This is a genomic window from Streptomyces chengmaiensis (assembly GCF_029846775.1).
GTDB lineage: Bacteria > Actinomycetota > Actinomycetes > Streptomycetales > Streptomycetaceae > Streptomyces > Streptomyces chengmaiensis.
This window is the reverse complement of the sequence record NZ_JARWBG010000014.1, coordinates 32,640-57,403: the sequence shown is the minus strand read 5'-3', so window position 1 is coordinate 57,403 and position 24,764 is coordinate 32,640. Positions and strand designations below refer to the sequence as shown.

The following is a 24,764-nucleotide window of genomic DNA, read 5'->3' as shown; positions in this document are numbered from 1 at the left end:
TGAGGCTGGTGAGGTAGGTGAACTTGCGCCTGACCTGGGTGCAGCCGGAGGACCTGGTCGGCCATGAGCTGCGTCAGGCCGAGGAGGACGGCCGCGATGCCCGCGCTGTACGCCGCCGCTGGCTGAACGCGGGCGGCGCCCCGCCCCCGGCGCGCTCCGGAGCCTCCCCGCACCCCGCGCCCCCGCGGCTGCGCACGCTCGCCGCCGAACTCCTGGACGAACTCGCCCAGCTCCCCTCCCCTCTGGCCGCGGCCGAACCGACCGACCTCCCCTCGATCATGGCGGCCTGCCCCGACTGGCCGGCCCCGCCGGCACGCCCGCGCCCGGGCGCACCCGGTCCAAGCGGCCGGAGCTCCGAACCGGATGCCCGCGCCGGCGCTGCGGTGCGCCCCCCTGGGACAGCCCGCGCCGGCCCGGACGTCCCAAGCCCGGACGTCCCAAAGCCTGACGTCCCAAGGTGCGGCGAGAGCTGCGGGGCGCAGCAGCATGCGCCCGGCCGCGCACTCGCCGAACCGCCCCGCCCGACATCCGCCCCCGGCCGCTCCCACGGGGACATCGCAGCCGCGCTGCACGCCGCCTGGCTCGGCCGCGCCGCGGGCTGTCTGCTCGGCAGGCCCGTGGAGAAGCTCCCGCTCGACGGCATCCGCGCGCTGGCCCGGGCAACCGGAAACTGGCCGCTGACGACCTGGTTCACCGCCCGGGGCGTGCCTGCCGAACTGGCCGCGGCACACCCGTGGAACCGGCGCGGCGCGGACGGTTCACTCGCCGAGAACATCGACGGCATGCCCGAGGACGACGATCTCAACTACCCCCTCCTCCATCTGCTGCTGCTTCAGCGGCACGGCTGCGGCTTCCGCACCGCCGACGTGGGCCGGCTCTGGCTGGAACAGCTGCCCGCCGGGCGCGCCTTCACCGCCGAGCGCGTCGCCTACCGCAACCTGCTCTGCGGACTCGAGCCCCCGCTCACCGCCGTGCACCACAACCCCTTCCGGGAGTGGATCGGGGCTCTGATCCGCGCCGATGCACATGGCTGGACCCACCCCGGCGACCCCGCGGCCGCCGCCGCGCAGGCGCACCGCGACGCCGCCCTGACCCACACCGCCAACGGGGTGTACGGCGCGATGTTCCTCGCGGCCGCCCTCGCCGAGGCGGGCACGGGCACGGCCGATGTACACCAGTGCCTGCGCACCGGGCTGCGGGTGGTGCCGCCGTCGTCCCGGCTGGCCGAAGCCGTCCGCACCGGCGTCGAAACCGCGTCCGCGCACCGGGACTTCGACACCGTCGTCGACCGGCTGCACTCCGCCTACGGCACGTACCACTGGGTGCACGTCGTCCCCAACGCCGCCCTGCTGACCGCCGCTCTCACCCACGCCGACGGCGACTTCAGCGCCTCGATCTGCCGCGCCGTCTCCGCGGGCCTGGACACCGATTCCATCGGGGCGGCCGCCGGGTCGCTCGCCGGTCTGCTCGCCGGGGGCCCGGACGCCCTCCCGGAGCACTGGACCGCTCCGCTCAAGAACCGTCTGGCCACCTCCGTCCCGGGCTTCGACGGCATCGGCTTCGACACCCTCGCCCAACTCACCTGCCAGCTCACCCACCAGGAGGCACTCAGCCCATGACCGGCATCGCGGTGCTCGGCAGCACCAATATGGACCTCGTCGCCTATGTCGCCCGCGCGCCGAAGCGAGGGGAGACCGTCACCGGGCGCGATTTCCACACGATCCCCGGCGGCAAAGGCGCCAACCAGGCCGTCGCCGCCGCACGGGCCGGCGGCGACGTCTCCATGATCGGCGCGGTCGGCGCCGATGACTTCGGCAGTCTGCTCCGCCGCACCCTGGAATCCTCCGGCGTCGACACCGACCTGCTGCGCACCGCGGAAGGTCCTTCCGGCACCGCGCATATCGTCGTGGACGACGAAGGCGGCAACTCGATCGTCGTGGTCCCCGGCGCCAACGGCCATGTCACCTCCCTCGCTCCGGGCGATGAAACCCTCATCGCCTCCGTGGACACACTGCTGCTGCAACTGGAACTCCCCCTCAGCGCGGTGCTCGACGGCGCCGAGGCCGCCCGCCGCCACGGCGTCCGCACCGTGCTCACCCCCGCCCCCGCCCAGCCCCTCCCCCCCGAACTGCTGGCCGCCGTCGATCTGCTGATCCCCAATGAGCACGAGGCAGCCGCCCTCGCCGGGGTCTTCGACCCGCCCGCGGCGGCCCAGGAACTGCTGCGCCAGGTCCCCGAGGTGGTGATCACCCTCGGCTCCGCGGGCTGCCTGTACGCCGCCCGTGACACTCCTCCCCTCACGGTGCCCGCCCCGCGGGTGACCGCGGTGGACACGACCGCCGCAGGGGACGCCTTCGTCGGCGCGCTCGCGGTCGCCCTCGGCGAGGGCCGTCCGATGCGGGAGGCGCTCGCCTGGGCGTCGGCCGCCGCGGCCCTGTGCGTCCAGCGCCCGGGCGCCTCCCCGTCCATGCCGTACCGGCCGGAGATCGACGCCGCGTACGCATCGCACACCGCCGGACCTCGCTCATGACAGCGGCGGCGATGCCGCTCCACGGGCTCCGCGTCCTCGATCTGGCGACCCTCTTCGCGGGCCCGCTCGCCGCCACCCTGCTGGGCGACTTCGGCGCGGACGTCATCAAGGTCGAGCACCCCTCCCGGCCCGACCCCTCCCGCACCCACGGCCCGGCGAAGGACGGGATCGGCCTGTGGTGGAAGCTGCTCGGCCGCAACAAGCGCGCCGTCACCCTGGATCTGTCGGCGCCGGGAGGCCGGGAGACACTGCTGCGGCTGGCCGCCTCCAGCGATGTCGTCATCGAGAACTTCCGCCCCGGCACCTTGGAGAAGTGGCGCCTGGGCTGGGAGGAGCTGAGCACCGCCAACCCCCGGCTCGTCCTCGCCCGTGTCACCGGCTTCGGCCAGTTCGGCCCCTACGCCCATCGGCCCGGCTTCGGCACGCTCGCCGAGGCGATGAGCGGCTTCGCCGCCGTCACCGGCGAACCCGACGCCCCGCCGACGCTCCCTCCTTTCGGACTCGCCGACTCCATCGCCGCCCTGGCCACCGCCTATGCCGTGATGACCGCGCTTGCCGCCCGCGCGGCGACCGGCCGGGGACAGGTGGTCGACATGGCGATCATCGAGCCGATCCTCACCGTGCTCGGCCCGCAGCCCCTCTGGTACGACCAGCTGGGCTATGTCCAGCCTCGCAGCGGCAACCGCTCCCGCAACAACGCGCCCCGCAACGTCTACCGCACCGCCGACGGCTGCTGGGTGGCCGTGTCCACCTCCGCCCAGTCCGTCGCGGAACGCGTGATGCGGCTGGTCGGCCGTCCGGATCTGATCCACGAGCCCTGGTTCGCCACCGGCAGCGGGCGCGCCGACCACGCCGATGTGCTCGACGAGGCGGTCGGCGGCTGGATCGCCCGCCGCAGCCGCGCCGAGGCGCTGGCGGCGTTCGAGAAGGCCGAAGCGGCGATCGCACCGGTCTACGACATCCGCGACGTCATGGACGATCCCCAGTACCGCGCGCTGGACACCGTCACCGAGGTTCCCGACCCGGAACTCGGCGTGCTGCGGATGCAGAACGTCCTCTTCCGGCTCTCCGAGACCCCCGGCGCGATCCGCTGGACGGGACGGCCCCATGGCGCGGACACGGACGCCGTCCTCGCCGAACTAGGCCTCTCGCCCGCCGACATCACCGCACTCCGCTCCCAAGGAGCGCTATGACCCTCCCCCTCACCTGGCTGTACGCGCCCGGAGACCGGCCCGTGGTCGTGCACAAGGCGCTCACCTCCGGCGCCGACGTCGTGATCGTCGACCTGGAGGACGCGGTCGCCCCCGGCCGACGGCGGTACGCCCTGGACGCCACCGTCGAACTCCTCTCCTCCGCGCAGCCGCTTCCCGTGCATGTGCGCATCGACACCCCCCGTGCCGTCGAGGCCCTGGCAGGGCTGCCGGGCCTGTCCGCCGTACGTGTTCCCAAGGTCGCACACGCCACTGACATCCGGCGCATCGCGGCGCGGGCGCCGGGCGTCCCCCTCTACCCCCTGCTGGAATCGGCGCTGGCCGTGGAGCACGCGTACGCGATCGCCACCGCCCACGAGGCGGTGCGCGGCATCGGGCTCGGCGAGGCCGACCTGCAGGCGGAGCTGGGGATGCGCGGCGACGCCGCCCTCGACTGGCCGCGGGCCCGCACCGTGTTCGCCGCGCGGGCGGCCGGGCTGCTGCCGCCCGCCCAGTCCGTCTACCCCGACGTCTACGATCTCGACGGGCTCGCCGCGTCCTGCGCACACGGCCGGGACCTGGGCATGCTCGGCCGGGCGGCCCTCCACCCGCGCCAGCTGCCGGTCATCTTGCGGGCGTTCCTGCCGACCCCGCGGGAAGTGGAGGAAGCGGAGGAGATCGTGAAGGCGGCGGCGGACGACGAGGGCGCGGTGGCGCTGCCGGACGGGCGCTTCGTGGACGGGGCGGTGGTCGCGGCGGCGGAGCGGACGCTGGCGCTGGCACGCCGGGAGGTCCCCGGCTGACCGCGGGGCTCCCCCGCGAGGCTCACCCCCAGACCCCTCGCGTCCAGGGTGACGGCGAAGCCGCCGGAACCCGTGGTTCCGGCGGCTTCGGGGGAGCCTGAGCGGCAGGTCAGCCCGTCTGGGCCGACTCCGTTCCCGCGCTCTTGGCATCGCGGCCGGCCTTGCCGCCCTGCGCCTCGCCGCCCTCTGCATCGCCGCCCTCTGCATCGTCGGCCTCTGCATCTCCGGCCTCTGCATCTCCGCCGTCGTCGCCGTCCGCGGTCGTGATCCCGGCCTGCTTCGCCCGGTCGGCGGCCGCCGGCTCCACGATCTCCTCGCGGCCGGGGCGCAGCCGCGCCGAGAGCACGATGTAGGTGACGGCGAGCAGGAAGACGATGATCGAGGTCCAGACGTTGAGGCGCAGACCCAGCACATGGTGCGCCTCGTCGACCCGCATGTACTCGATCCAGCCGCGGCCGGCGCAGTACGCGGCGACATAGAGGGCGAAAGCCCGGCCGTGGCCCAGCCGGAAGCGGCGGTCCGCCCAGATCACCAGCAGGGCGACTCCGATGCACCACAGGGACTCGTAGAGGAAGGTCGGGTGGTAGAGCCCCGCCTCCCGGTTGACGCCCTCGGTGATCCTCAGGGCCCACGGCAGATCGGTGGGCCTGCCGTACAGCTCCTGGTTGAACCAGTTGCCCCAGCGGCCGATCGCCTGGGCGAAGGCGAGGGCGGGGGCGAGGGCGTCGGCCCAGGCGGGCAGCGGGATGCCGCGGCGGCGGCAGCCGATCCAGGCGCCCACCGCGCCGAACGCGATCGCGCCCCAGATGCCCAGGCCGCCTTCCCAGATCTTGAAGGCGTCGACCCAGTTCTCACCCTCGCTGAAGTACAGCTGGTAGTCGGTGACCACGTGGTAGAGCCGACCGCCGACCAGGCCGAAGGGAACCGCCCAGACGGCGACGTCGGCGACGGTGCCGGCTTTGCCGCCCCGAGCGACCCAGCGCTTGTTGCCGTACCAGACGGCGACGAAGACACCGATGATGATGCAGAAGGCGTAGCCGCGCAGCGGAATGGGTCCGAGGTGGATCACTCCGGTCGACGGGCTGGGAATGTAGGCAAGGTCCATGGCAGGACCGACGCTACCTTGCCGGGTGGGACGAGCGGCAACCCGCCCGGCAACGTATGGGTAACGGGCCCCGGCCTCGGAGGGGCGTCAGGACCCCGTCGGGGCGGGGGACCCGGTGTCTGCGGGCGAGGGAGAGCGAGTGGGGGACGCGGGCGCCTCGGTGCCCGGCTGCTTGCCTTCGTTGGCCTCCGCGACCCATTTCTTGAAGTTCTCGACGCTGATCTGCTCGTCGCCCTTCTGCGGGAAGATCGATTCTCCGTTGAGCAGGACGGTCGGGGTGCCGCGGAAGCCGCCGTCCTGGAAGGCCTGGTTCGACTCGTTCACCCAGGCGCTGTACGTGCCGTCCTGCACGCACCGGCGGAACGCGGGCGTGTCCAGGCCCTCGACCTTGCCCGCGAGCTCGATCAGCTTGTCGTTGTCGGCGTAGGCGTCGTCGATCTCCGGCGGCTGGTCCTCGAACAGCACATCGTGGTAGGCGGCGAAGTGCCCGGCGTCCTGGGCGCAGGCCGCGGCGTTCGCCGCGCGCTTGGAGCCGTTTCCGCCGAGATTGCCGTCGATGATCGTGGCGAGACGGTACTCGACCTTGAGCTGCCCCTGCTCCGTCATGTCGTGGATGGTGTCCCGCAGGGTGTTCTCGAACGCGGCGCAGGCGGGGCAGCGGAAGTCCTCCCACACGGTGAGCGTGGAGGGGGCGTCGGGCGCGCCGACCGGGATCGCGAGCTGCTCCTCGCCCTCCGCGCCGGCGGGCGCGACCACGGGGCCCGCGTCCGTGCCGCCGCCGTCCTTTCCGGCATTGGCGGCGATCAGGCCCACGACCGCGGCGAGGCCCAGGACGCCGACCACCGCCGAGGCGACGATCAGCGTCCGCCGCCGCTTCTCGCGCCGCTTCTCCAGCTCGCGCTCCCGCTGGAGCCGCTCCCGAGCGGCCCGCCTTCGATCTTGATTGTTCTCGCTCACAACCCGCAAACGAACCGGGGAGGCACGAACATGCCTCCCCGGTCGCAGTTCCACCCCTTCGAGTGATGGGCGGCGCTGTGCTTACGCGCGTGAGCGCACGCCCCTGGCCAGTTCCCCGGCCAGTTCACGTACCGCGGCGAGCCCGGCGGTCTGGTCGGGGGCGTCCAGGAGCCGCTTGACGAAGGCCGAGCCGACGATCACTCCGTCGGCGAAGGAGGCGACTTCGGCAGCCTGCTCGGGGTTGGAGACGCCCAGCCCCACGCAGACGGGGAGCCCGCGGCGGGCCGCGGGGGTGTCCCGGGTGCGGCGTACCAGGTCCTGGGCCTGCGCGCCGACCGACTCACGGGTGCCGGTGACACCCATCAGCGAGGCGGCGTAGACGAAGCCGGAGCCCGCCTCGGTGATCTTCGCCAGACGTGCGTCCCGACTGCTGGGCGCGACGACGAAGACCGTGGCGAGGCCGTGCTTCTCGGCGTGCTCGCGCCACAGTCCGGACTCCTCGACCGGAAGGTCGGGCAGGATGCAGCCCGCGCCGCCCGCCTCGGCGAGCTCCGCGGTGAACCGCTCGACGCCGTAGCGGTCGATGGGGTTCCAGTACGTCATCACGAGGACCGGCTTCCCGGTGGCCGCGTGGGCCTCGCGGACCGTGCGCAGCACATCGGCGATCCTGACGCCGCCGCGCAGGGCGATGTCGTCGGCGGTCTGGATGACCGGCCCGTCGAGCACAGGGTCACTGTGCGGGAGCCCGACCTCGACCACGTCCGCGCCGCCGTCCAGGGCGGCCTTGACGGCCTCGATCCCGCCCTCGACGGTCGGGAACCCGGCCGGGAGGTAGGCGATCAGAGCGGCCCGGTTCTCCGCCTTGGCTGTGGCGAGGGCGGCGTTCAGCAGTTCGATGTTGCCGCTGCTTCCGGTGTTCTCGCTCACTGGGCATCACCCTTCGGGGAGTCGTACAGGCCGAAGTAGCGGGCCGCCGTGTCCATGTCCTTGTCGCCGCGGCCGGAGAGGTTGACCAGGAGCAGCCCGTCCTCGCCCAGTTCCCGGCCGACCCGGAGCGCCCCGGCCAGGGCGTGCGCCGACTCGATGGCCGGAATGATGCCCTCCGTGCGGGAGAGCAGCCGCAGCGCCTGCATCGCGTCGTCGTCGGTGACCGCGATGTACTCGCCGCGCCCGACGTCCTTGAGATACGAGTGCTCCGGCCCGATGCCCGGGTAGTCAAGCCCGGCGGAGATCGAGTACGGCTCGGTGATCTGGCCCTCCTCGTCCTGGAGGACGTACGAGCGCGAGCCGTGCAGGATGCCCGGTTCGCCCGCGGTGAGCGTGGCCGCGTGCTCCCCCGACTCGATGCCGTGGCCGGCGGGCTCGCACCCGATCAGCCGCACCCCGGTGTCCGGGATGAAGGCGTGGAACAGCCCGATGGCGTTGGAGCCGCCGCCGACGCAGGCGATCGCGGCGTCCGGGAGCCGTCCCGCCCGTGCGGTGATCTGCCGCTTGGCCTCCACCCCGATGACGCGGTGGAAGTCGCGGACCATGGCGGGGAAGGGATGCGGCCCGGCCACCGTGCCGAACAGATAGTGCGTGTGCTCGACGTTGGCGACCCAGTCTCGGAACGCCTCGTTGATGGCGTCCTTGAGGGTGCGGCTGCCGGACTTCACGGCGATGACCTCGGCGCCCAGCATGCGCATCCGGGCCACGTTGAGAGCCTGCCGCTGGGTGTCGATCTCACCCATGTAGATGGTGCAGTCAAGGCCGAACAGGGCGCAGGCGGTGGCGGTCGCCACTCCGTGCTGGCCCGCGCCGGTCTCGGCGATGACCCGGGTCTTGCCCATGCGGCGGGTGAGCAGCGCCTGGCCCAGCACGTTGTTGATCTTGTGTGAGCCGGTGTGGTTGAGGTCCTCCCGCTTGAGGAAGATCCGCGCGCCGCCCGCGTGCTCGGCGAACCGGGGCACTTCGGTGAGCGCGCTGGGGCGTCCCGTGTAGTTGGCCAGCAGATCGCCCAGTTCGGCGGCGAAGGCGGGGTCCGCCTTCGCCTTGTCGTACTCGACGGCGACCTCGTCGACCGCGGCGACCAGCGCCTCGGGGATGAACTTGCCGCCGAAGGCGCCGAAGTACCCCTCGGCGCTGGGCACCTGGCCCTCGGGATCCGGAATGAAGAAGTCAGAAGGCATCCGACGTACTCCTGAAGAAGCTACGGGCTGGTTTCACCGTATGCCCCGTGCCGCTCGGGCCCCGCGAAGGGCAGAGTGCGCCCGGCCCCGAGTCACACTGGGGCCGGCGGAGGTCACAGGGCGGCGCGGGCACGCCATCGCATGCCGTTGACCTGGCCCGGCTCATCGCCGATGACATAGCGGACGCGGCGGCCGTGGACCCGCCGGGCGGGCGCGCGACAGCCCCTGGGCCGGCAGCCGCGCGCCAGCGGGGCGTGCGGCAGTCGCGCCGGGACTCCGGCGGAGCGCAGGCCCGGCCGGGTGTGACGCCGCGCGCGGCTGCCGCACCCGGCGACGGCTGCGGTCGTCACACCGACGGGCCTCACGGCAGGAGTCGCCGCGGGAGCAGGCGTCACGGCAGGAGTCGCCGCGGATGCAGGCGTCACGGGGGCGGGCGTCACGGCAGGAGTCGCCGCGGGAGCAGGCGTCACGGCAGGAGTCGCCGCGGATGCAGGCGTCACGGGGGCGGGCGTCACGGCGGCGGTCATGGGCGGGCGGTCAGCTCCTGCCGTGCCGCAGAGCGGGGTGGGCCCCGGCGGCGACCAGATCGGCGACGGCGGACTTCGGGTCCCGGCCGGTGACCAGGGACTCTCCGACGAGCACGGCGTCGGCGCCGGCGTTGGCATAGGCGATCAGATCATGCGGGCCGCGGACGCCCGACTCGGCGACCTTGACGATCCCGGCGGGGACCTCGGGGGCCACGCGCTCAAAGGTGGAGCGGTCGACCTTGAGGGTCTTCAGATCGCGGGCGTTCACCCCGATGATCTTCGCTCCGGCGTCGACGGCACGCTCGACCTCTTCCTCGTCGTGCACCTCGACGAGCGGGGTCAGACCGATCGACTCGGCACGCTCGATCAGCGAGACCAGGGCCTCCTGCTCAAGGGCGGCCACGATCAGCAGCGCCAGGTCGGCGCCGTAGGCCCGGGCCTCCCAGAGCTGGTACGAGGTGACGATGAAGTCCTTGCGCAGGACAGGGATGTCGACCCGGGCGCGGACGGCCTCCAGATCGGCGAGCGAACCGCCAAACCGGCGCTCCTCTGTCAGCACGGAGATGACGGCCGCGCCGCCCGCCTCGTAGTCGGCGGCCAGTCCGGCGGGGTCGGCGATGGCGGCGAGCGCGCCCTTGGACGGGCTGGAGCGCTTGACCTCGCAGATGACCTGGACGCCTTCGCCGCGGAGCGCGGCGACGCCGTCACGCGCCTGGGGCGCCTGTGCGGCGCGCTCCTTGAGCTCGTCGAGGCTCACCCGCGCCTGCCGCTCTGCGAGGTCGGCGCGCACGCCTTCGATGATCTCGTCGAGCACACTCACGCGAGCGGCCCCCTTCCGGGACGGTGATGATGGAACAGGATCAGCCACGTCGATGGTATCCGTACGGGGACGCAGGGTTCGCATCCGGTTGACGCCTGTCCCACTACCTGGGACTTCAGGGTGCGAGAGCGGTTCCGAAGGGGAGGTTGCGGACCACGCTGAACACCAGCAGAACACCTCCCAGTGTCCACCACCATCCGGGAGCGAGCGAGACGCGCAGCTCACGGCCCTGCACGGACCGGATGAGCCACAGCGTCCAGACGACGGCGAAGACGCCGTAGCCGACGACCGCGGCGGCGTTCGCGCCGAGTGCGGTGGGCAGGTCGCCGTGGATGAAGGCGTGGGCGCTGCGCAGCCCGCCGCAGCCGGGGCACAGCAGCCCCGTGTACGTCAGCAGCGGGCAGGCCGGGTAGTGGCCGGGTTCGTTGGGGTCGACGGAGCCGACATAGGCGAACGCGGCGGCGACGGAGGCCAGGGCCGCGGCGGGCGCGGCGATCCGCCGCGCGAGCGACGCGGGCGGCCGGGGGACATGCGTCCCCCAGGCCCCCTCCCGGTGCGGGCCCCGGGCCCCCTGGTTCGCCCCCCAGCCCGGTCGGCCACCGCCCTGCGGACCCGGCGGGCCGGGCGCGGGACCGTCGGCGCCCGCACCCGCGCCCGACGGACCGGCAAGAGCGTTGCCGGCCCCGTCCCAGGGCCCGGCGGCGCCGTCGGCCTCCGCCGGCGCAGGCCGGGCGGTGGCCTCCTGGGGCGTCGGATGTGCTCCGGGCACGGCGGGGGGTGCAGGCTTGGCGTCCACGCGGTGATTCTCCCCGTTCATATGCCGAGGGCGCAGCCCGGCAGGCCGGGGCTGCGCCCTATGTGCGCGTCGCGCTTCAGGAGGCCACGGACTCCGCCGGCACCGCGGCGGCGGTCTCGCGCGGCTGGACGCGGACGGGTGACTCCTTCGGCTGGCCCATGCCCGCCGCCTTCATCGCGGTGCCGACGACGCCGCCGAGGATCACCACGCCCATGCCGGCCCAGAAGCCGAGCGGGTTGGCCGCGACCATGAAGACGCCCGCGATGCAGAAACCGATGAAGGCGATGGTGACACCGGTCCAGGCGGCCGGGGTGTGTCCGTGGCTGCTGCCCGCCATGAGTTGCTCCTCGTTGCTAAAGGCCAGAGATCTGTTGTGAGGCTGTCGTCAGCTGAGCCGGGTGCTCATCAGACATTGTCCCGTACGCCGGGAGTGGCATGTGAGCCGGGGGCTGGAGCGCCGCGCTCACCGGTCCCGGGTGGGGTCCTCGCCGCGGTCCAGGGCCTTCCACAGGTCCTCGGGGCGGTCCGGGTCGATGGCCGCCGCGCCGCGGGCCCGCGGGCCTGCGTCGCGCTCGTAGCGGCCGGACATGGCGGGCCAGTGCCTTCCGTACCGCAGGGCGAGGAGGCCCGCGAGCAGGATCAGCGCACCGCCCGCCGCGGTGACGTACGGCCAGCCGGTGTGGGTGAGCGCCTGCACCGTGGCGGCCGTGTCGCCGGTGGTGCGGGCGGCCTCCTCGTCCAGGGCGGACCGGTCGGCGGCCCCCAGTGCGGCGGCGACGGCCGCGCCCGCGCCGCTGAGTGCGAGCAGCGCGGCGACCAGCAGCCGGCCCGCGCCGCGTACCGCGAAGACGGCGACGAGAGCCGCCAGGCCGACGACGGCCAGTGCCGTGGGCAGCCCGGTGACATCGCCGCCCTCGGCCTGGAGGGGCAGGGCCCCGCCGCCGACGGGGGCCCGTCCCTCGGCCCAGACCTGGCCGGAGGCGAGCAGCACGACGGCCGCGCCGACCGAGCCGAGGAACAGGGCCGCGGCAAGGCTGCGGCGGCTGCCCGCGGGAGCGGCGCCGGGGGCCGCGCTGTCGGGGGCCGCGCTGTCGGGGTCGGCGTGGGGGCCGGTGTGGGGGCCGGTGTGGGGTACGGACGCTGCGCTCACATACCCCACTATCCCTTACGCCTCGGATCGCCCGCTCGGCCGGTGGCCTTCACGGCCGCGTTCAGCCGGCTTCGTCCAGCCGGTTCGCGGTGTGGACGGCGCGCAGCACGGCAGCCGCCTTGTTGCGGCACTCCGTGTCCTCGGCCACCGGGTCGGAGTCCGCCACGATGCCCGCCCCGGCCTGCACATACGCCGTGCCGTCCCGCAGCAGCGCGGTCCGGATGGCGATGGCGGTGTCGGAGTCCCCGGCGAAGTCGAGATAGCCGACGCAGCCGCCGTAGATGCCGCGCCGGGACGGCTCCAGTTCGTCGATGATCTGCATCGCGCGCGGCTTCGGCGCCCCGGAGAGGGTGCCCGCCGGGAAGCACGCGGTCAGCACGTCGAAGGCGGTGCGGCCGGCGGCGACCTTGCCGGTCACCGTCGAGACGATGTGCATCACATGTGAGTACCGCTCGATGGACATGAAGTCGACGACTTCGACCGTGCCGGGCTCGCACACCCGCCCGAGGTCGTTGCGGCCCAGGTCGACGAGCATCAGATGCTCGGCGCGCTCCTTGGGGTCGGCCAGCAGTTCCTCGGCGAGGTCGTGGTCCTCCTGCGGGGTGGCTCCGCGCGGGCGGGTCCCGGCGATCGGGTGGAGCATCGCGTGCCCGTCCTCGACCTTGACCAGTGCCTCCGGGCTGGAGCCGACGACGTCGAAGCCCTCGAAGCGGAAGAGGTACATATAGGGGCTGGGGTTGGTGGCCCGCAGCACCCGGTAGACGTCCAGCGCACCCGCGGTGCACGGGGTCTCGAACCGCTGCGACGGCACGACCTGGAAGGCCTCGCCGGCCCGGATGCGCTCCTTGACGTCCTCGACGGCCTCCTGGAAGGCGGGTCCGCCCCACAGGGCGGTGTACGGCGGGAGTTCGGAGGGCGGCAGGGCGGCGGGGCGGGAGGCCAGCGGCCGGGTGAGGTCGGCCTCCATGGCGTCGAGGCGGGCGACCGCGTCCGCGTACGCCTCGTCGACGCCGCTGTCGAGGTCGTTGTGGTTTATGGCGTTGGCGATCAGCAGGACGGTGCCGTCCCAGTGGTCGAGGACGGCCAGGTCGGAGGTGAGCATCATGGTCAGCTCGGGCAGCCTGAGGTCGTCGCGCTCACCCGGGCCGATCTTCTCCAGCCGGCGCACGATGTCATAGCCCAGATAGCCGACCATGCCTCCGGTGAAGGGCGGCATGCCGGAGACCAGGTCGCGGGGCGTGTGCAGGGCCTCGACCGTGGCGCGCAGCGCCGTGAGGGGGTCGCCGTCGGCGGGAACGCCGACCGGGGGGCGGCCCAGCCAGCGGGCCTGCCCGTCCCGCTCGGTGAGGGTCGCGGCGGACCGTACGCCGATGAAGGAGTACCGGGACCAGGAGCGGCCGTTCTCCGCCGATTCCAGCAGGAAGGTGCCGGGGCGTTCGGCGGCGAGTTTCCGGTAGAGCGCGACGGGGGTGTCGCCGTCCGCCAGGAGCCTGCGGCTGACGGGGATGACGCGCCGGTCGGCGGCGAGCTTGCGGAAGGTCTCGAGGTCCATGGCGAGTGACCCTACTTGCCCAGGGGGAGCACATCGGCGTCGAAGCAGGTGCGCGCCCCGGTGTGGCAGGCCGCGCCCACCTGGTCGACCTTGACCAGAACCGTGTCCGCGTCGCAGTCGAGCGCGACGGACTTGACGTGCTGGACATGGCCGGAGGTGTCGCCCTTGACCCAGTATTCCTGGCGGCTGCGGCTGTAGTAGGTGCAGCGTCCGGTGGTCAGGGTGCGGTGCAGGGCCTCGTCGTCCATCCACCCCAGCATCAGCACCTCGCCGGTGTCGTACTGCTGGGCGATGGCCGGAATCAGCCCGTCGGGGCTGCGCTTGAGACGGGCGGCGATGTCCGGGGCGAGATTGCTGGTCATGGGGACATTGTGCCGCGCCTCAGGTGGCCGTCCGGCGGTGCGTCCACTGGGCGGACAGGGGGCCGCCGCCGTACCCTGGCGGGCATGTCGACCCATGCGAAGCGTGAACGGCTGTTGTTCGCCGACCTGTTGGAGGCGGCGGGCCCCGAGGCCACGACCCTGTGCGAGGGCTGGACCACCCGTGATCTGGCCGCCCACATAGTGCTCCGGGAGCGGCGGCCGGACGCGGCCGCCGGGATCGTGGTGGGTGCGCTCAAGGAGCGTATGGACCGGGTTCATTCGGAGTTCGCCGCGAAGCCGTACGAGGAGCTGATCCAGCTGATCCGTACGGGGCCGCCGCGGATGTCCCCGTACGGGATCAAGCAGATCGACGAGGCTGCGAACACGGTCGAGTTCTACGTCCACGCCGAGGACGTGCGCCGGGCGCAGCCCGAGTGGACCCCGCGCGAGCTGGACGCGGTCTTCGAGAACGCCCTGTGGTCGCGGCTGGAGAAGGCGGCGCGACTGCTGGGCCGCCGTGCCCCGGTCGGCCTGGTTCTGCGCCGCCCGGACGGCCAGACGGCGGTCGCGCACCGCGGCACGCCGGTGGTCACGGTCACCGGAGAGCCCGGCGAGCTGATCATGTTCATGTACGGGCGCCAGGATGTGGCGCGGGTGGATCTGGAGGGCGACAAGGAGGCGATCGAGCGGGTGCGTGAGGCGAAGCTGGGCTTCTAGCTTCCCCGGGGCTCCGCCCCCCGGACCCGACGCCTCAAACGCAGGCGGGCTCAACAGGCCCGTCCGGCGTTCGAGGACACGGCCTTCAGGCCGTGCCGGGGATCCGGGGGCGGAGCCCCCGGTTACGGACACGGCCCATCCCACCGCTCCGCCCACCGTGCCGACGGCAGACGCGGGCGTCAGCGCGGCAGGTCCGCCCTGCGCAGGGGTGTGCGCAGCAGCCCGTATACGCCTCCCGCCGCGCAGATCGCCGCGCTGACGGCGAAGACGGGAACGGTCCCCCACAGCGCGATGGCCGCACCCGTGACGGGGAAGCTCAGCGGCGCCAGGCCCAGGCTGAGGAGTGTGGCCACGGAGGTGACCCGGCCGAGATGGGCCGGGTCGCTCTGCGTCTGGAGCAGCGCGTTGCACAGCACCCCGTTCAGGCCGGTCAGCAGGCCGATGACGACGGCGACGGCCGCTGCTGCGGCTGCGTTCGGCGCCACGGCGAGTGCCGCGACGGCCGCGGAGCCGACGACGATCGCCAGGCCCTGGACGAGCCCGGCGCGCGGCACCCTGCCCCGTACGGTGAGCAGCAGGGAGGCCGCGCCCGAGCCGACGGCGAAGCCGGCGAGGATCCAGCCCATGCCGGCTGCTCCCCAGCCGCGTTCGTCCGCGAGCAGCACGAGCCCGATGTTCATGGGGCCGACGAAGCCCAGGTCGCTCAGCCCGATGACCGCCAGCAGCGGGCCCAGCACGCGGTGGCGGCGGATATGGCGCAGCCCGTCGACCAGATCCCGCAGCGGGGTGGTGAGCGTTGCCGGAGCGGGTGCGGACGTGTCGACCGGCAGCGGGGACAGTCGTACGGCGAGCAGCAGCGGCACCGAGAGCGCGAACAGCAGACCGGCTGCGCCGAATGCGGCGACCGGGCCGCCGACGGCGATGGCGAGCCCGCCCAGGGGCGCGCCGACGACGGTCGCGAGCCGGGTGGCGAGGCCGCGCATGCCCTGGATCCTGGCCAGCTGTCCGGGTGGGGCGATACGCGGCGGAAGTGCGCCGACGGCAGGCATGAACAGGGCGTCGAGCGCCCCGAAGACGACGGCGACGGCCGCGAGCAGCCACAGGCCGGGGTCGGCGGCGAGCAGCAGGGCGGCGAGCCCGAGCACGGTCACGGCACGTGCGGCGTCGCTGCCGATGACGACCCGGCGCGGCCCGACGCGGTCGGCGACCACGCCCCCGCCGAGCATCAGCAGGGCGCGCGGCACGGCGCTGACCGCGACTGCCGCGCCCGCCTCGGCGGGGCTGCCGCCGCGTACCGCGGCCCAGGACAGGGCCAGGTAGTAGACGCCGTCGCCGACGGCGGAGGCCGTGTACGCGCCGGCCCACCGCAGCACATTGGCGTCGCGGTAGGCGGGGAGTTCGGGAGGGGACGCCGCCGTGCCCGGCGCGGGCGCGGCGGCGTCCTCTGCTATCCGACGGCCCATGCGGCGGGCCGTGCCCGGGCCGGGCGGCGTCGACGCCGGCGCTTCGCACCGGGTGCCGGGGCGTCGCGCGCCGGCTGACGGAGGCCGGGGCCCGGCTCCGCGTCCGCCGTGCCCGGTTCGGCCGGCTCGCCGCCCGTTCGGCAGACCGTGATCGCAGACATGCGATCATGGTATGGCCGTCAGCGCACCGGGTGCCCGGCTTTTCGGAGGGTCTCCTTGACCTGGGAGATCCGGAGGTCGCCGAAGTGGAAGACCGATGCCGCGAGCACCGCGTCCGCGCCTGCCTCGATCGCCGGGGGGAAGTCCGCCAGCCGGCCCGCGCCGCCGCTGGCGATGACGGGGACCGTGACGTGCTTGCGCACGGCGGCGATCATCTCCGTGTCGTAGCCGTCCTTGGTGCCGTCGGCGTCCATGGAGTTGAGCAGGATCTCGCCCGCGCCCAGCTCCGCCGCGCGGTGGGCCCATTCGACCGCGTCGATGCCGGTTCCGCGGCGGCCGCCGTGGGTGGTGACCTCGAAGGATCCCGTCTCGGTGCGGCGGGCGTCCACCGACAGCACCAGGACCTGGCGGCCGAAGCGTTCGGCGATCTCCCGGATCAGTTCGGGGCGTGCGATGGCCGCCGTGTTGACGCCGACCTTGTCCGCGCCGGCCCGCAGCAGCTTGTCGACGTCCTCAGGCGAGCGGACGCCTCCGCCGACGGTGAGCGGGATGAAGACCTGCTCGGCGGTGCGGCGCACCACGTCGTATGTCGTCTCGCGGTTGCCTGAGGAGGCCGTGATGTCGAGGAACGTCAGCTCGTCGGCGCCTTCGGCGTCGTACAGCTTGGCCATTTCGACGGGGTCGCCCGCATCGCGCAGGTTCTGGAAGTTGACCCCCTTGACGACCCGGCCGTTGTCCACGTCCAGGCAGGGGATGACTCGGATCGCGAGAGTCATGCGCCGTCGCCTCCTCTGTCTTCGGGGTCTCGGTAGGCCTCGACCTCGACCTCGACGATCAGGCCGGGGTCGACGAAGCCGTCGACGATGAGCATCGACGCGGCCGGGCGGACCTCGCCGAACAGCTCCCTGTGGGCCCGGCCCACCTCGTCCACGTCGCGGGCGTGGGTGATGTACATGCGGGTGCGCACCACGTGCTCCGCCCGCAGGCCGAGCTCCTTCAGCGCGTCCAGCGCCACGCCGAAGGCGGTGACGGCCTGGTCGTACGGGCCGACTGCGGCGACGTGGCCGTTCACGATGGAGGTGCAGCCGGAGACGAGGACCATCCCGTTGGGCAGCTCGACGGCCCGGGAGTAGCCGAAGGCCTCCTCCCAGGGGCCGTCGGAGCCGATGCGGCGTACGGAGCCGGTCATGCGCGGGCCACCGTCGCAAGCGCTTCTTCCAGGGTGAACGCCTTGGCGTACAGGGCCTTGCCGACGATCGCGCCCTCGACGCCCTGCGGCACCAGGGAGGTCAGCGCCCGCAGGTCGTCCAGCGAGGACACGCCGCCGGAGGCGACGACGGGCTTGTCGGTGGCGGCGCAGACATTGCGCAGCAGCTCCAGGTTGGGGCCCTGCAGTGTGCCGTCCTTGGCGATGTCGGTGACGACGTATCGGGCACAGCCCTCGGAGTCGAGGCGGGCCAGCGTCTCGTACAGATCGCCGCCGTCGCGCGTCCAGCCGCGGCCGCGCAGCGTGGTGCCGCGGACGTCCAGGCCGACCGCGATCTTGTCGCCGTGCTGCGCGATGACCTTGGCGACCCACTCGGGGGTCTCCAGGGCCGCGGTGCCCAGGTTGACCCGGGTGCAGCCGGTGGCCAGCGCGGCGGCCAGGGAGGCGTCGTCGCGGATGCCCCCGGACAGCTCGACCTTGATGCCGTGACCCGCGATGCTCCCTGTCACCTCCGCGATCAGCTCACGGTTGTCGCCCGTGCCGAAGGCGGCGTCCAGGTCCACCAGGTGCAGCCATTCGGCGCCTGCGCGCTGCCAGGTCAGGGCCGCCTCCAGCGGGGAGCCGTAGGAGGTCTCCGTGCCGGACTCGCCGTGCACCAGGCGGACGGCCTGACCGTCGCGGACGTCGACTGCGGGGAGGAGTTCAAGCTGCTGAGCCATGATCAGAGAGTCTCGATCCAGTTGGTGAGGAGCTGGGCGCCGGCGTCGCCGGACTTCTCGGGGTGGAACTGGGTGGCCCACAGGGCGTTGTTCTCGACGGCGGCGACGAACTTCTCGCCGTGCGTCGCCCAGGTGACGCTCGGGGAGCGCATGGCGGGGTTGGTGATCTGGAGCTCCCAGTCGTGCACGGCGTAGGAGTGCACGAAGTAGAAGCGTGCGTCGGGGTCGACGCCGGCGAAGAGCCGGCTGTCGGCGGGCGCCTCGACGGTGTTCCAGCCCATGTGGGGGACGACGGGGGCCTTCAGCGGTCCGACGGTTCCGGGCCACTCGTCGAGCCCCTCGCTCTCCACGCCGTGCTCGATGCCGCGGGCGAAGAGGATCTGCATGCCGACGCAGATGCCCATGACCGGGCGGCCGCCGGACAGCCGGCGGCCGATGACCCAGTCGCCTCGGGCCCGCTTGAGGCCCTCCATGCAGGCGGAGAAGGCGCCGACGCCGGGGACCAGGAGCCCGTCGGCGTTCATGGCGGCGTCGTAGTCACGGGTGATCTCGACATCTGCGCCGACGCGGGCGAGTGCACGCTCGGCGGAGCGGACGTTGCCGAAGCCGTAGTCGAGGACGACGACCTTCTTCGGTGTGCTCATGCTGCTGCTACCCCCAGATTCCCTGGATTCGCAGGACCCCGGCGAGCAGGCACATCGAGGAGGCGAGCGCCAGCAGGATGATCACGCCCTTCGGCATCTGCTGTTTGGAGAAGGAGTACGCGCCGCCGGCCAGGAACAGGCCGACCGCGATCAGGACGGTCGACAGCCCTGTCACAGCGCGCCCTTCGTGGAGGGAAGGATTCCGGCCGCGCGGGGGTCTCGCTCCGAGGCGTAGCGCAGGGCCCGCGCCAGCGCCTTGAACTGGCACTCCACGATGTGGTGCGCATTGCGCCCGTACGGCACGTGGACGTGCAGGGCGATCTGCGCCTGCGCGACGAACGACTCCAGGATGTGCCGGGTCATCGTCGTGTCATAGGCGCCGATCATCGGGGCCATGTTCTCCGGCTCGCTGTGCACCAGGTACGGGCGGCCGGAGAGGTCCACCGTCACCTGGGCAAGCGACTCGTCCAGCGGGACGGTGCAGTTGCCGAAGCGGTAGATGCCGACCTTGTCCCCGAGCGCCTGCTTGAAGGCGGCGCCGAGCGCGAGGGCGGTGTCCTCGATGGTGTGGTGGCTGTCGATGTGCAGGTCGCCGTCGGTCTTCACGGTGAGGTCGAACAGGCCGTGCCGGCCCAGCTGGTCGAGCATGTGGTCAAAGAAGCCGACCCCGGTCGACACATCGACCTTGCCGGTGCCGTCGAGGTCCAGCTCGACGACGACCGAGGTCTCCTTGGTGGTGCGCTCGACTCTTCCTACGCGGCTCATGAGCCCTGCTCCTTCTTCAGTGCGCGAACCGCATCGAGGAACGCGTCGTTCTCTTCGGGGGTGCCGGCGGTGACCCGCAGCCACCCCGGCACGCCGTTGTCACGGACGAGGACGCCCTGGTCGAGGAGGCGCCGCCAGGCCGCGTGGGTGGCCCCCTCGCCGTCGAATCGGCCGAACTGGACGAAGTTGGCGTCGGATTCGGTCACCTCGTATCCGGTCGCGCGCAGCTCGGCGACGAGCCGGTCCCGCTCCCGCTTGAGCTGCTCGACGTACTTCAGCAGCGTATCGGTGTGCTCCAGGGCGGCGAGCGCGACGGCCTGGGTGACGGCGGAGAGATGGTACGGCAGCCGCACCAGCTGGACGGCGTCGACGACGGCCGGGTGGGCCGCGAGATAGCCCAGGCGCAGTCCGGCCGCGCCGAAGGCCTTCGACATGGTGCGGGAGATCACCAGGTTGGGCCGGCCCTCGATCAGCGGCAGCAGCGAGGGCCGGTGGCTGAACTCGACGTACGCCTCGTCCACGACCACCATCGACGGCTTGGCCGCCTGGGCCGCTTCGTAGAGCGCGAGGACGGTCTCGGCGTCCACCGCCGTGCCGGTCGGGTTGTTGGGCGAGGTGATGAAGACGACGTCCGGCCGGTGCCGGGCGATCGCCGCGGACGCCGACGCCACGTCGATCGTGAAGTCCGCGCTGCGCGGGCCGGAGATCCAGCCGGTGCCGGTGGAGCGGGAGATCAGGCCGTGCATCGAGTACGAGGGCTCGAAGCCGATGGCGAGCCGGCCGGGGCCGCCGAAGGTCTGGAGCAGCTGCTGGAGGACCTCGTTGGAGCCGTTGGCCGCCCAGACGTTCGCCCGCCCCACCTCGTGTCCGGCGGTGCGGGTGAGATAGCGGGCCAGCTCGGTGCGCAGCTCGACCGCGTCCCGGTCGGGGTAGCGGTTGAGCCCGCGCGCGGCCTCCCGCACCCGCTCGGCGATCCGCTCGACGAGCGGCTCGGGCAGCGGATACGGGTTCTCGTTGGTGTTCAGCTGCACGGGGACGTCGAGCTGCGGCGCGCCGTAGGGGGACTTGCCGCGCAGTTCGTCCCGGACGGGCAGTTCGTCCCGGACGGGCAGTTCGTCCCGGGGGGGCGTGGAGCGGTTGCCGAAGGTCACTGGCCGGGCACCTTCCACTCGAACCGGGCCTTCATCGCGGCGCCGTGCGCCGGGAGGTCCTCGGCCTCCGCGAGCGCCACCACGTGGTGGGTGACCTCGGCCAGCGCGTCGCGCGAGTAGTCGATGATGTGGATGCCGCGCAGGAAGGACTGCACGGACAGGCCGGAGGAGTGGCAGGCGCAGCCGCCGGTCGGCAGGACGTGGTTGGAGCCGGCGCAGTAGTCGCCGAGGGAGACCGGGGACCACGGCCCGACGAAGATCGCCCCCGCGTTGCGCACGCGTGCGGCGACCCCGGCGGCGTCGGCGGTCTGGATCTCCAGGTGCTCGGCGCCGTACGCGTCGACGACCTTGAGGCCCTCTTCCACTCCGTCGACGAGGACGACGGCGGACTGGCGGCCGCTGAGGGCGGGCACGATCCGGTCCTCGACGTGCTTGGTGGCGGCGATCTGGGGCTCCAGCTCGCGCTCGACGGCGTCGGCCAGCTCGACGGAGTCGGTGACCAGAACGGCCGCGGCGAGCGGGTCGTGCTCCGCCTGGCTGATCAGGTCGGCCGCGATGTGCACCGGGTCGGCGGTGGCGTCCGCGAGGATCGCGATCTCCGTCGGGCCCGCCTCGGTGTCAATGCCGATCCTGCCGGTGAAGTAGCGCTTGGCGGCGGCGACCCAGATGTTGCCGGGGCCGGTGACCATGTTCGCGGGTGCGCAGTCCTCGGTCCCGTAGGCGAACATCGCGACGGCCTGGGCACCGCCGACCGCGTACACCTCGTCCACGCCGAGGAGGGCGCAGGCGGCGAGGATCGTCGGGTGCGGCAGGCCGCCGTGCTCCTTCTGGGCGGGCGAGGCCAGGGCGATGGACTCGACGCCCGCCTCCTGCGCGGGCACCGCGTTCATGACCACGGAGGAGGGGTAGACGGAGCGGCCGCCGGGGGCGTACAGGCCGACGCGCTCGACCGGCACCCACTTCTCGGTCACCGTGCCGCCGGGCGTCACCTGGGTGGTGTGCGGGCTGCGGCGCTGGGCGCGGTGGACGGTCCTGGCGCGCCGGACCGACTCCTCCAGGGCGGCTCTGACCTGCGGGTCGAGCTGCTCCAGCGCCCGGGTGAGCGCGGCGGCGGGCACCCGCACCTGGTCGAGGGTGACCCCGTCGAACTTCTCCGTGTACTCGATCAGCGCCGCGGTGCCGCGATGATGCACGTCCTCGCAGATCGGCCGCACCTTCGCAAGGGCGGCTTCCACGTCGAACTCGGCACGGGGCAGCAGCGCACGCAGGGCGGCGCCCTCGGGGAGGGCGTCGCCGCGCAGATCGATTCGAGAGATCACGGAACCAATTCTCTCAGACCTCATCAGGCCGTCGGTCTCCCGTATCACTGGCTGATACACGCCCACCCACCCCACGACGTGACCATGACCACTAGCGTTCAGTCCGTCACTCAGCGGGAAGAACAGCTGTACGAACTTGAGGGAAGCGGAGGGGCGGCAGTGACCGAGCCGCTGGACGACGGGCCGCCGGAGGGTCTGAGCCCGACCGAGCTGCGGATGTGGGAAGCCTTCAGAAGTGGTAGCACCTGCGATCTGAGCGAATCCGATCCGGTGCGCAACGACCCGTTCTCCCCCTGGCCGTGGGGGGCCGACCGCAGCGTCCGCGCCTCCATCGTGGCCCGGCTGCTGCTCAGCGGCCCGTCCGCGAAGCCCGGCCGGGTCGCAGCCCTCAAGCTCCGCGGTGCGAACATCTCCGGCACGCTCAAGCTCGCCGGCGGCAACGTCACCCCGTACGTCGAGCTGACCGGCTGCCGCTTCGAGAGCGAGCTGCTCATGCCGGAGGCGCATTTCACGACGGTGCGCATGGTCGGGTGTGCGATTCCCCGCCTGGAGGGAGCACGGCTGCGCACGGAGGGCGATCTGCATCTGCCGCGCTGCCGCGTCGAGCACGGCATCCGGCTCACCGACGCCCAGATAGGCACCGATCTGCTGCTCAACCAGATCCAGGTGCGGCCGGACCGCAGGGGCCGGGCGATCACCGCGGACGGTCTGTCGGTCGCGCAGGACTTACAGGCCGAGCTGATCGAGACCTACGGGGAGGTCAGCCTGCGCGGCGCGAAGATCGGGGTGTCGCTGAGCCTGCGCGGCAGCCGGCTGCGCGCGGCGGCGGAGCGGCGCGCGCTGAACGCGCCGCAGCTGTCGGTGGAGCGCACCCTGTATCTGACGGCCGCCTGGGTCAGCGAGGTCACCGGCAACCAGGGCGCGACACCCCCCTTCGGCCTCGGCCGCGCCTCGCGCGGCACCCGGCTCCAGCCCTTCGAGTGCCACGGCGGGGTACGCCTCGACGACGGCCGGTTCGGCGACGCGGTGGATCTGCACCGGGCGAGATTCGCGCTCAGCCCCCGAGAGGAGCTGTCGCTGCGCCGGATCGTCACACCCGAGCTGCGGTTCAATGCGCAGCGGCCGGAGGAGGGGCGGGTGGTGCTCAACGGCGCAAAGGTGGTGACGCTGATCGACCTGGCGGCGAGCTGGCCGGGCCCCGGCGGGCTGGCGATGGGCGGCTTCGTCTACGAGAACCTCGTCCCGTACGAGGAGTTCCCGCTCAGCCGCCGACTGGAGTGGGTGGCCTCCGCGACCCCCGAGTACTCCCCCGAGCCGTACGAGCGGCTGGCGACGGTGCTCCGCAACAGCGGCGAGGACGCCGATGCGCGCGAGGTGCTGCTGGCCAAGCAGCGCCGCCGCCGGGAGACACTGCCGCTCGCCGCGAAGCTCTGGGGGTATCTGCAGGACTGGGCCGTGGCGTACGGCTACCGGCCGGGCCGGGCGGCGCTGTGGATGGCGGTGCTGTGGGCGGCGGGTGCGATGGCCTTCTCCCGGCTCGACCCCGCGCCGATCAAACTCGATGAGCACCCGCGGTGGAACGCGGCCCTGTACGCGCTGGATCTGCTGCTCCCGGTGATCAATCTCGGCCAGGAGGGCTACTGGCAGCTGGACACCCACTGGCAGTGGGCCTCGACCGCGCTGATCCTGGTCGGCTGGATCCTGGCGACGGCGGTGGCGGCGGGGGCCTCCCGGCTGCTGCGCCGCGGCTGAGGCGCACGGCCCAGCGGCGCGGGGCATTCGGCCGTCCGCGACGCGCACTCGTCGGCGCGCCTTCCCGGCCCCGCGGTGGCCGCGGGACGCCGGGCCGCGGCGATCGCCGGACGGATCGCCGGACGGGCGGGGCGCGCCGCCCATTAGGCTACGCCGTTGTGACTGTCGCACGTCTGCCCCTGTTCCCGCTGAACACGGTGCTGTTCCCGGGACTCGTCCTGCCGTTGAACGTCTTCGAGGAGCGGTATCGCTCGATGATGCGCGAACTGCTGAAAACGGACGAGTCCGAGCCGAGGCGCTTCGCCGTGGTCGCCATCCGCGACGGCCGCGAGGTCGCGCCGACGGCGCCCGGCCTGCCCGACCAGACCGCGCTGCCGGAGCGGGGCCCGGCGGCGGGCTTCGGCCCGGACCCCGTCCAGGCGTTCCACCGGGTCGGGTGCATCGCCGACGCGGCGACGATCCGTGAACGCCCCGACGGCACCTTCGAGGTGCTGGCCACCGGCACGACACGGGTCAAGCTGCTGTCGGTGGACGCTTCCGGGCCGTTCCTCACCGCGGAGGTCGAAGAGCTGCCGGAGGAGCCGGGAGACGGCGCGGGCACACTCGCCGACGGGGTGCTGAGGGCCTTCCGCAGCTACCAGAAGCGGCTGGCGGGGGCGCGGGAGCGGTCGCTGTCGACCGGGGCCGAGCTGCCCGACGAGCCGTCGGTCGTCTCCTATCTGGTGGCGGCGGCCGCGGTGCTGGACACCCCGGCGAAGCAGCGGCTGCTCCAGGCGCCGGACACGGCGACCCGGCTGCGGGAGGAGCTGAAGCTGCTGCGGTCGGAGACCGCGGTCATCCGGCATCTGCCCTCGCTGCCCGCGGTGGAACTGACCAGGGCGCCGACCAGCCCCAACTGACGGGAGTTC

The 24,764-nt window shown here is 72.9% G+C and carries 27 protein-coding genes; 7 read left to right on the top strand and 20 right to left on the bottom strand.

All coding sequences use genetic code 11. The features are described from left to right. Positions 1-17 precede the first annotated feature (17 nt). From QCN29_RS14375 to QCN29_RS14360, 4 genes are read left to right on the top strand one after another with little or no spacing between them, the layout of a single operon-like run. The gene (locus tag QCN29_RS14375; protein ID WP_279928307.1) at positions 18-1,619 is read left to right on the top strand and encodes an ADP-ribosylglycohydrolase family protein; all 1,602 of its coding nucleotides are present in this window, start codon (positions 18-20) and stop codon (positions 1,617-1,619) included. Continuing rightward, complete coding sequence (rbsK, locus tag QCN29_RS14370; RefSeq protein ID WP_279928306.1) at positions 1,616-2,530, top strand: ribokinase; 915 nt, start codon at positions 1,616-1,618, stop codon at positions 2,528-2,530. Before QCN29_RS14375 ends, rbsK begins: the two co-directional genes overlap by 4 nt. Further along, positions 2,527-3,723: a CaiB/BaiF CoA transferase family protein gene (locus QCN29_RS14365; RefSeq protein ID WP_279928305.1), complete on the top strand. Its 1,197-nt coding sequence runs from the start codon at positions 2,527-2,529 to the stop codon at positions 3,721-3,723. Before rbsK ends, QCN29_RS14365 begins: the two co-directional genes overlap by 4 nt. After that, a complete protein-coding gene (locus tag QCN29_RS14360; protein ID WP_279928304.1) occupies positions 3,720-4,523 on the top strand; it encodes an HpcH/HpaI aldolase/citrate lyase family protein in 804 nt (267 codons plus the stop codon). Before QCN29_RS14365 ends, QCN29_RS14360 begins: the two co-directional genes overlap by 4 nt. A 109-nt stretch (positions 4,524-4,632) precedes the next feature. On the opposite strand, the gene lgt is transcribed toward QCN29_RS14360, so the two are convergent. The 11 genes from lgt to hisI all read right to left on the bottom strand — a co-directional run bounded on the left by lgt (position 4,633) and on the right by hisI (position 13,960). Further along, positions 4,633-5,628 carry a prolipoprotein diacylglyceryl transferase gene (lgt, locus tag QCN29_RS14355; protein ID WP_279928303.1) on the bottom strand — a complete coding sequence of 332 codons (996 nt, stop codon included), beginning with the start codon at positions 5,626-5,628 and terminating at the stop codon, positions 4,633-4,635. Positions 5,629-5,715: 87 nt separating this feature from the next. Further along, positions 5,716-6,585, bottom strand: a complete 870-nt coding sequence (locus QCN29_RS14350) for a DsbA family protein (RefSeq protein ID WP_279928301.1) — start codon at positions 6,583-6,585, stop codon at positions 5,716-5,718. 81 nt (positions 6,586-6,666) lie between these two features. Further along, positions 6,667-7,512: a tryptophan synthase subunit alpha gene (trpA, locus tag QCN29_RS14345; protein WP_279928300.1), complete on the bottom strand. Its 846-nt coding sequence runs from the start codon at positions 7,510-7,512 to the stop codon at positions 6,667-6,669. Further along, on the bottom strand, positions 7,509-8,753 hold the full coding sequence (gene trpB / locus QCN29_RS14340) for a tryptophan synthase subunit beta (RefSeq protein ID WP_279928299.1): 1,245 nt from the start codon (positions 8,751-8,753) through the stop codon (positions 7,509-7,511). The genes trpA and trpB overlap by 4 nt, the downstream gene beginning before the upstream one ends. A gap of 113 nt (positions 8,754-8,866) precedes the next feature. After that, entirely contained in the window at positions 8,867-9,103 is a 237-nt protein-coding gene (gene trpM / locus QCN29_RS14335) for a tryptophan biosynthesis modulator TrpM (RefSeq protein WP_398859206.1), read from the bottom strand. A 187-nt stretch (positions 9,104-9,290) separates the two neighbouring features. Next, a complete protein-coding gene (gene trpC, locus QCN29_RS14330; RefSeq protein ID WP_279928298.1) occupies positions 9,291-10,100 on the bottom strand; it encodes an indole-3-glycerol phosphate synthase TrpC in 810 nt (269 codons plus the stop codon). 115 nt (positions 10,101-10,215) lie between these two features. Continuing rightward, entirely contained in the window at positions 10,216-10,896 is a 681-nt protein-coding gene (locus tag QCN29_RS37100; RefSeq protein ID WP_398859205.1) for a DUF2752 domain-containing protein, read from the bottom strand. A 76-nt stretch (positions 10,897-10,972) separates the two neighbouring features. After that, on the bottom strand, positions 10,973-11,233 hold the full coding sequence (locus QCN29_RS14320; protein WP_240139219.1) for an HGxxPAAW family protein: 261 nt from the start codon (positions 11,231-11,233) through the stop codon (positions 10,973-10,975). A gap of 126 nt (positions 11,234-11,359) precedes the next feature. Further along, a complete protein-coding gene (locus QCN29_RS14315; RefSeq protein WP_398859204.1) occupies positions 11,360-12,055 on the bottom strand; it encodes a TIGR02234 family membrane protein in 696 nt (231 codons plus the stop codon). Between the two features lie 52 nt (positions 12,056-12,107). After that, positions 12,108-13,598 carry an anthranilate synthase component I gene (locus QCN29_RS14310; protein ID WP_279928295.1) on the bottom strand — a complete coding sequence of 497 codons (1,491 nt, stop codon included), beginning with the start codon at positions 13,596-13,598 and terminating at the stop codon, positions 12,108-12,110. 11 nt (positions 13,599-13,609) lie between these two features. Continuing rightward, on the bottom strand, positions 13,610-13,960 hold the full coding sequence (gene hisI / locus QCN29_RS14305) for a phosphoribosyl-AMP cyclohydrolase (RefSeq protein ID WP_240139222.1): 351 nt from the start codon (positions 13,958-13,960) through the stop codon (positions 13,610-13,612). 84 nt (positions 13,961-14,044) lie between these two features. Here hisI and QCN29_RS14300 point away from each other — a divergent pair, with 84 nt between their 5' ends. Continuing rightward, on the top strand, positions 14,045-14,677 hold the full coding sequence (locus QCN29_RS14300) for a TIGR03085 family metal-binding protein (protein WP_240139223.1): 633 nt from the start codon (positions 14,045-14,047) through the stop codon (positions 14,675-14,677). A gap of 179 nt (positions 14,678-14,856) precedes the next feature. On the opposite strand, the gene QCN29_RS14295 is transcribed toward QCN29_RS14300, so the two are convergent. From QCN29_RS14295 to hisD, 9 genes are all read right to left on the bottom strand, one after another. Next, positions 14,857-16,140, bottom strand: a complete 1,284-nt coding sequence (locus tag QCN29_RS14295; RefSeq protein ID WP_279928292.1) for an MFS transporter — start codon at positions 16,138-16,140, stop codon at positions 14,857-14,859. A 179-nt stretch (positions 16,141-16,319) separates the two neighbouring features. Continuing rightward, on the bottom strand, positions 16,320-17,075 hold the full coding sequence (hisF, locus tag QCN29_RS14290) for an imidazole glycerol phosphate synthase subunit HisF (RefSeq protein WP_240139225.1): 756 nt from the start codon (positions 17,073-17,075) through the stop codon (positions 16,320-16,322). Continuing rightward, positions 17,072-17,488 (bottom strand): Rid family hydrolase, encoded by a 417-nt coding sequence (locus tag QCN29_RS14285; RefSeq protein WP_279928291.1) that lies wholly within the window; start codon positions 17,486-17,488, stop codon positions 17,072-17,074. The genes hisF and QCN29_RS14285 overlap by 4 nt, the downstream gene beginning before the upstream one ends. After that, positions 17,485-18,225 carry a bifunctional 1-(5-phosphoribosyl)-5-((5-phosphoribosylamino)methylideneamino)imidazole-4-carboxamide isomerase/phosphoribosylanthranilate isomerase PriA gene (gene priA, locus QCN29_RS14280; protein WP_279928290.1) on the bottom strand — a complete coding sequence of 247 codons (741 nt, stop codon included), beginning with the start codon at positions 18,223-18,225 and terminating at the stop codon, positions 17,485-17,487. The genes QCN29_RS14285 and priA overlap by 4 nt, the downstream gene beginning before the upstream one ends. A gap of 2 nt (positions 18,226-18,227) precedes the next feature. Further along, positions 18,228-18,869: an imidazole glycerol phosphate synthase subunit HisH gene (hisH, locus tag QCN29_RS14275; RefSeq protein WP_240139228.1), complete on the bottom strand. Its 642-nt coding sequence runs from the start codon at positions 18,867-18,869 to the stop codon at positions 18,228-18,230. A 7-nt stretch (positions 18,870-18,876) separates the two neighbouring features. After that, positions 18,877-19,044, bottom strand: coding sequence for a hypothetical protein (locus QCN29_RS14270; RefSeq protein WP_240139229.1), 168 nt, complete (start codon positions 19,042-19,044; stop codon positions 18,877-18,879). Continuing rightward, positions 19,041-19,634, bottom strand: coding sequence for an imidazoleglycerol-phosphate dehydratase HisB (gene hisB, locus QCN29_RS14265; protein ID WP_240139230.1), 594 nt, complete (start codon positions 19,632-19,634; stop codon positions 19,041-19,043). The genes QCN29_RS14270 and hisB overlap by 4 nt, the downstream gene beginning before the upstream one ends. Further along, the gene (locus QCN29_RS14260) at positions 19,631-20,785 is read right to left on the bottom strand and encodes a histidinol-phosphate transaminase (protein WP_398859203.1); all 1,155 of its coding nucleotides are present in this window, start codon (positions 20,783-20,785) and stop codon (positions 19,631-19,633) included. The genes hisB and QCN29_RS14260 overlap by 4 nt, the downstream gene beginning before the upstream one ends. Further along, on the bottom strand, positions 20,782-22,104 hold the full coding sequence (gene hisD / locus QCN29_RS14255; RefSeq protein ID WP_279928288.1) for a histidinol dehydrogenase: 1,323 nt from the start codon (positions 22,102-22,104) through the stop codon (positions 20,782-20,784). Before hisD ends, QCN29_RS14260 begins: the two co-directional genes overlap by 4 nt. Positions 22,105-22,263: 159 nt before the next feature. Here hisD and QCN29_RS14250 point away from each other — a divergent pair, with 159 nt between their 5' ends. Both QCN29_RS14250 and QCN29_RS14245 read left to right on the top strand, forming a co-directional pair. Next, positions 22,264-23,856 carry an oxidoreductase gene (locus tag QCN29_RS14250; protein ID WP_240139243.1) on the top strand — a complete coding sequence of 531 codons (1,593 nt, stop codon included), beginning with the start codon at positions 22,264-22,266 and terminating at the stop codon, positions 23,854-23,856. A gap of 158 nt (positions 23,857-24,014) precedes the next feature. Next, complete coding sequence (locus QCN29_RS14245; protein WP_279928286.1) at positions 24,015-24,755, top strand: LON peptidase substrate-binding domain-containing protein; 741 nt, start codon at positions 24,015-24,017, stop codon at positions 24,753-24,755. The last annotated feature ends 9 nt before the right edge of the window (positions 24,756-24,764 follow it).

Bases quoted from the DNA above. Each gene is read 5' to 3' on its own strand.
- rbsK (WP_279928306.1), top strand. From the start codon at position 1,616: ATGACCGGCATCGCGGTGCTCGGCAGCACCAATATGGACCTCGTCGCC.
- QCN29_RS14365 (WP_279928305.1), top strand. From the start codon at position 2,527: ATGACAGCGGCGGCGATGCCGCTCCACGGGCTCCGCGTCCTCGATCTG.
- QCN29_RS14360 (WP_279928304.1), top strand. From the start codon at position 3,720: ATGACCCTCCCCCTCACCTGGCTGTACGCGCCCGGAGACCGGCCCGTG.
- lgt (WP_279928303.1), bottom strand. From the start codon at position 5,628: ATGGACCTTGCCTACATTCCCAGCCCGTCGACCGGAGTGATCCACCTC.
- trpB (WP_279928299.1), bottom strand. From the start codon at position 8,753: ATGCCTTCTGACTTCTTCATTCCGGATCCCGAGGGCCAGGTGCCCAGC.
- QCN29_RS14320 (WP_240139219.1), bottom strand. From the start codon at position 11,233: ATGGCGGGCAGCAGCCACGGACACACCCCGGCCGCCTGGACCGGTGTC.
- QCN29_RS14310 (WP_279928295.1), bottom strand. From the start codon at position 13,598: ATGGACCTCGAGACCTTCCGCAAGCTCGCCGCCGACCGGCGCGTCATC.
- hisI (WP_240139222.1), bottom strand. From the start codon at position 13,960: ATGACCAGCAATCTCGCCCCGGACATCGCCGCCCGTCTCAAGCGCAGC.
- QCN29_RS14300 (WP_240139223.1), top strand. From the start codon at position 14,045: ATGTCGACCCATGCGAAGCGTGAACGGCTGTTGTTCGCCGACCTGTTG.
- QCN29_RS14295 (WP_279928292.1), bottom strand. From the start codon at position 16,140: ATGGGCCGTCGGATAGCAGAGGACGCCGCCGCGCCCGCGCCGGGCACG.
- hisF (WP_240139225.1), bottom strand. From the start codon at position 17,075: ATGACTCTCGCGATCCGAGTCATCCCCTGCCTGGACGTGGACAACGGC.
- QCN29_RS14285 (WP_279928291.1), bottom strand. From the start codon at position 17,488: ATGACCGGCTCCGTACGCCGCATCGGCTCCGACGGCCCCTGGGAGGAG.
- priA (WP_279928290.1), bottom strand. From the start codon at position 18,225: ATGGCTCAGCAGCTTGAACTCCTCCCCGCAGTCGACGTCCGCGACGGT.
- hisH (WP_240139228.1), bottom strand. From the start codon at position 18,869: ATGAGCACACCGAAGAAGGTCGTCGTCCTCGACTACGGCTTCGGCAAC.
- hisB (WP_240139230.1), bottom strand. From the start codon at position 19,634: ATGAGCCGCGTAGGAAGAGTCGAGCGCACCACCAAGGAGACCTCGGTC.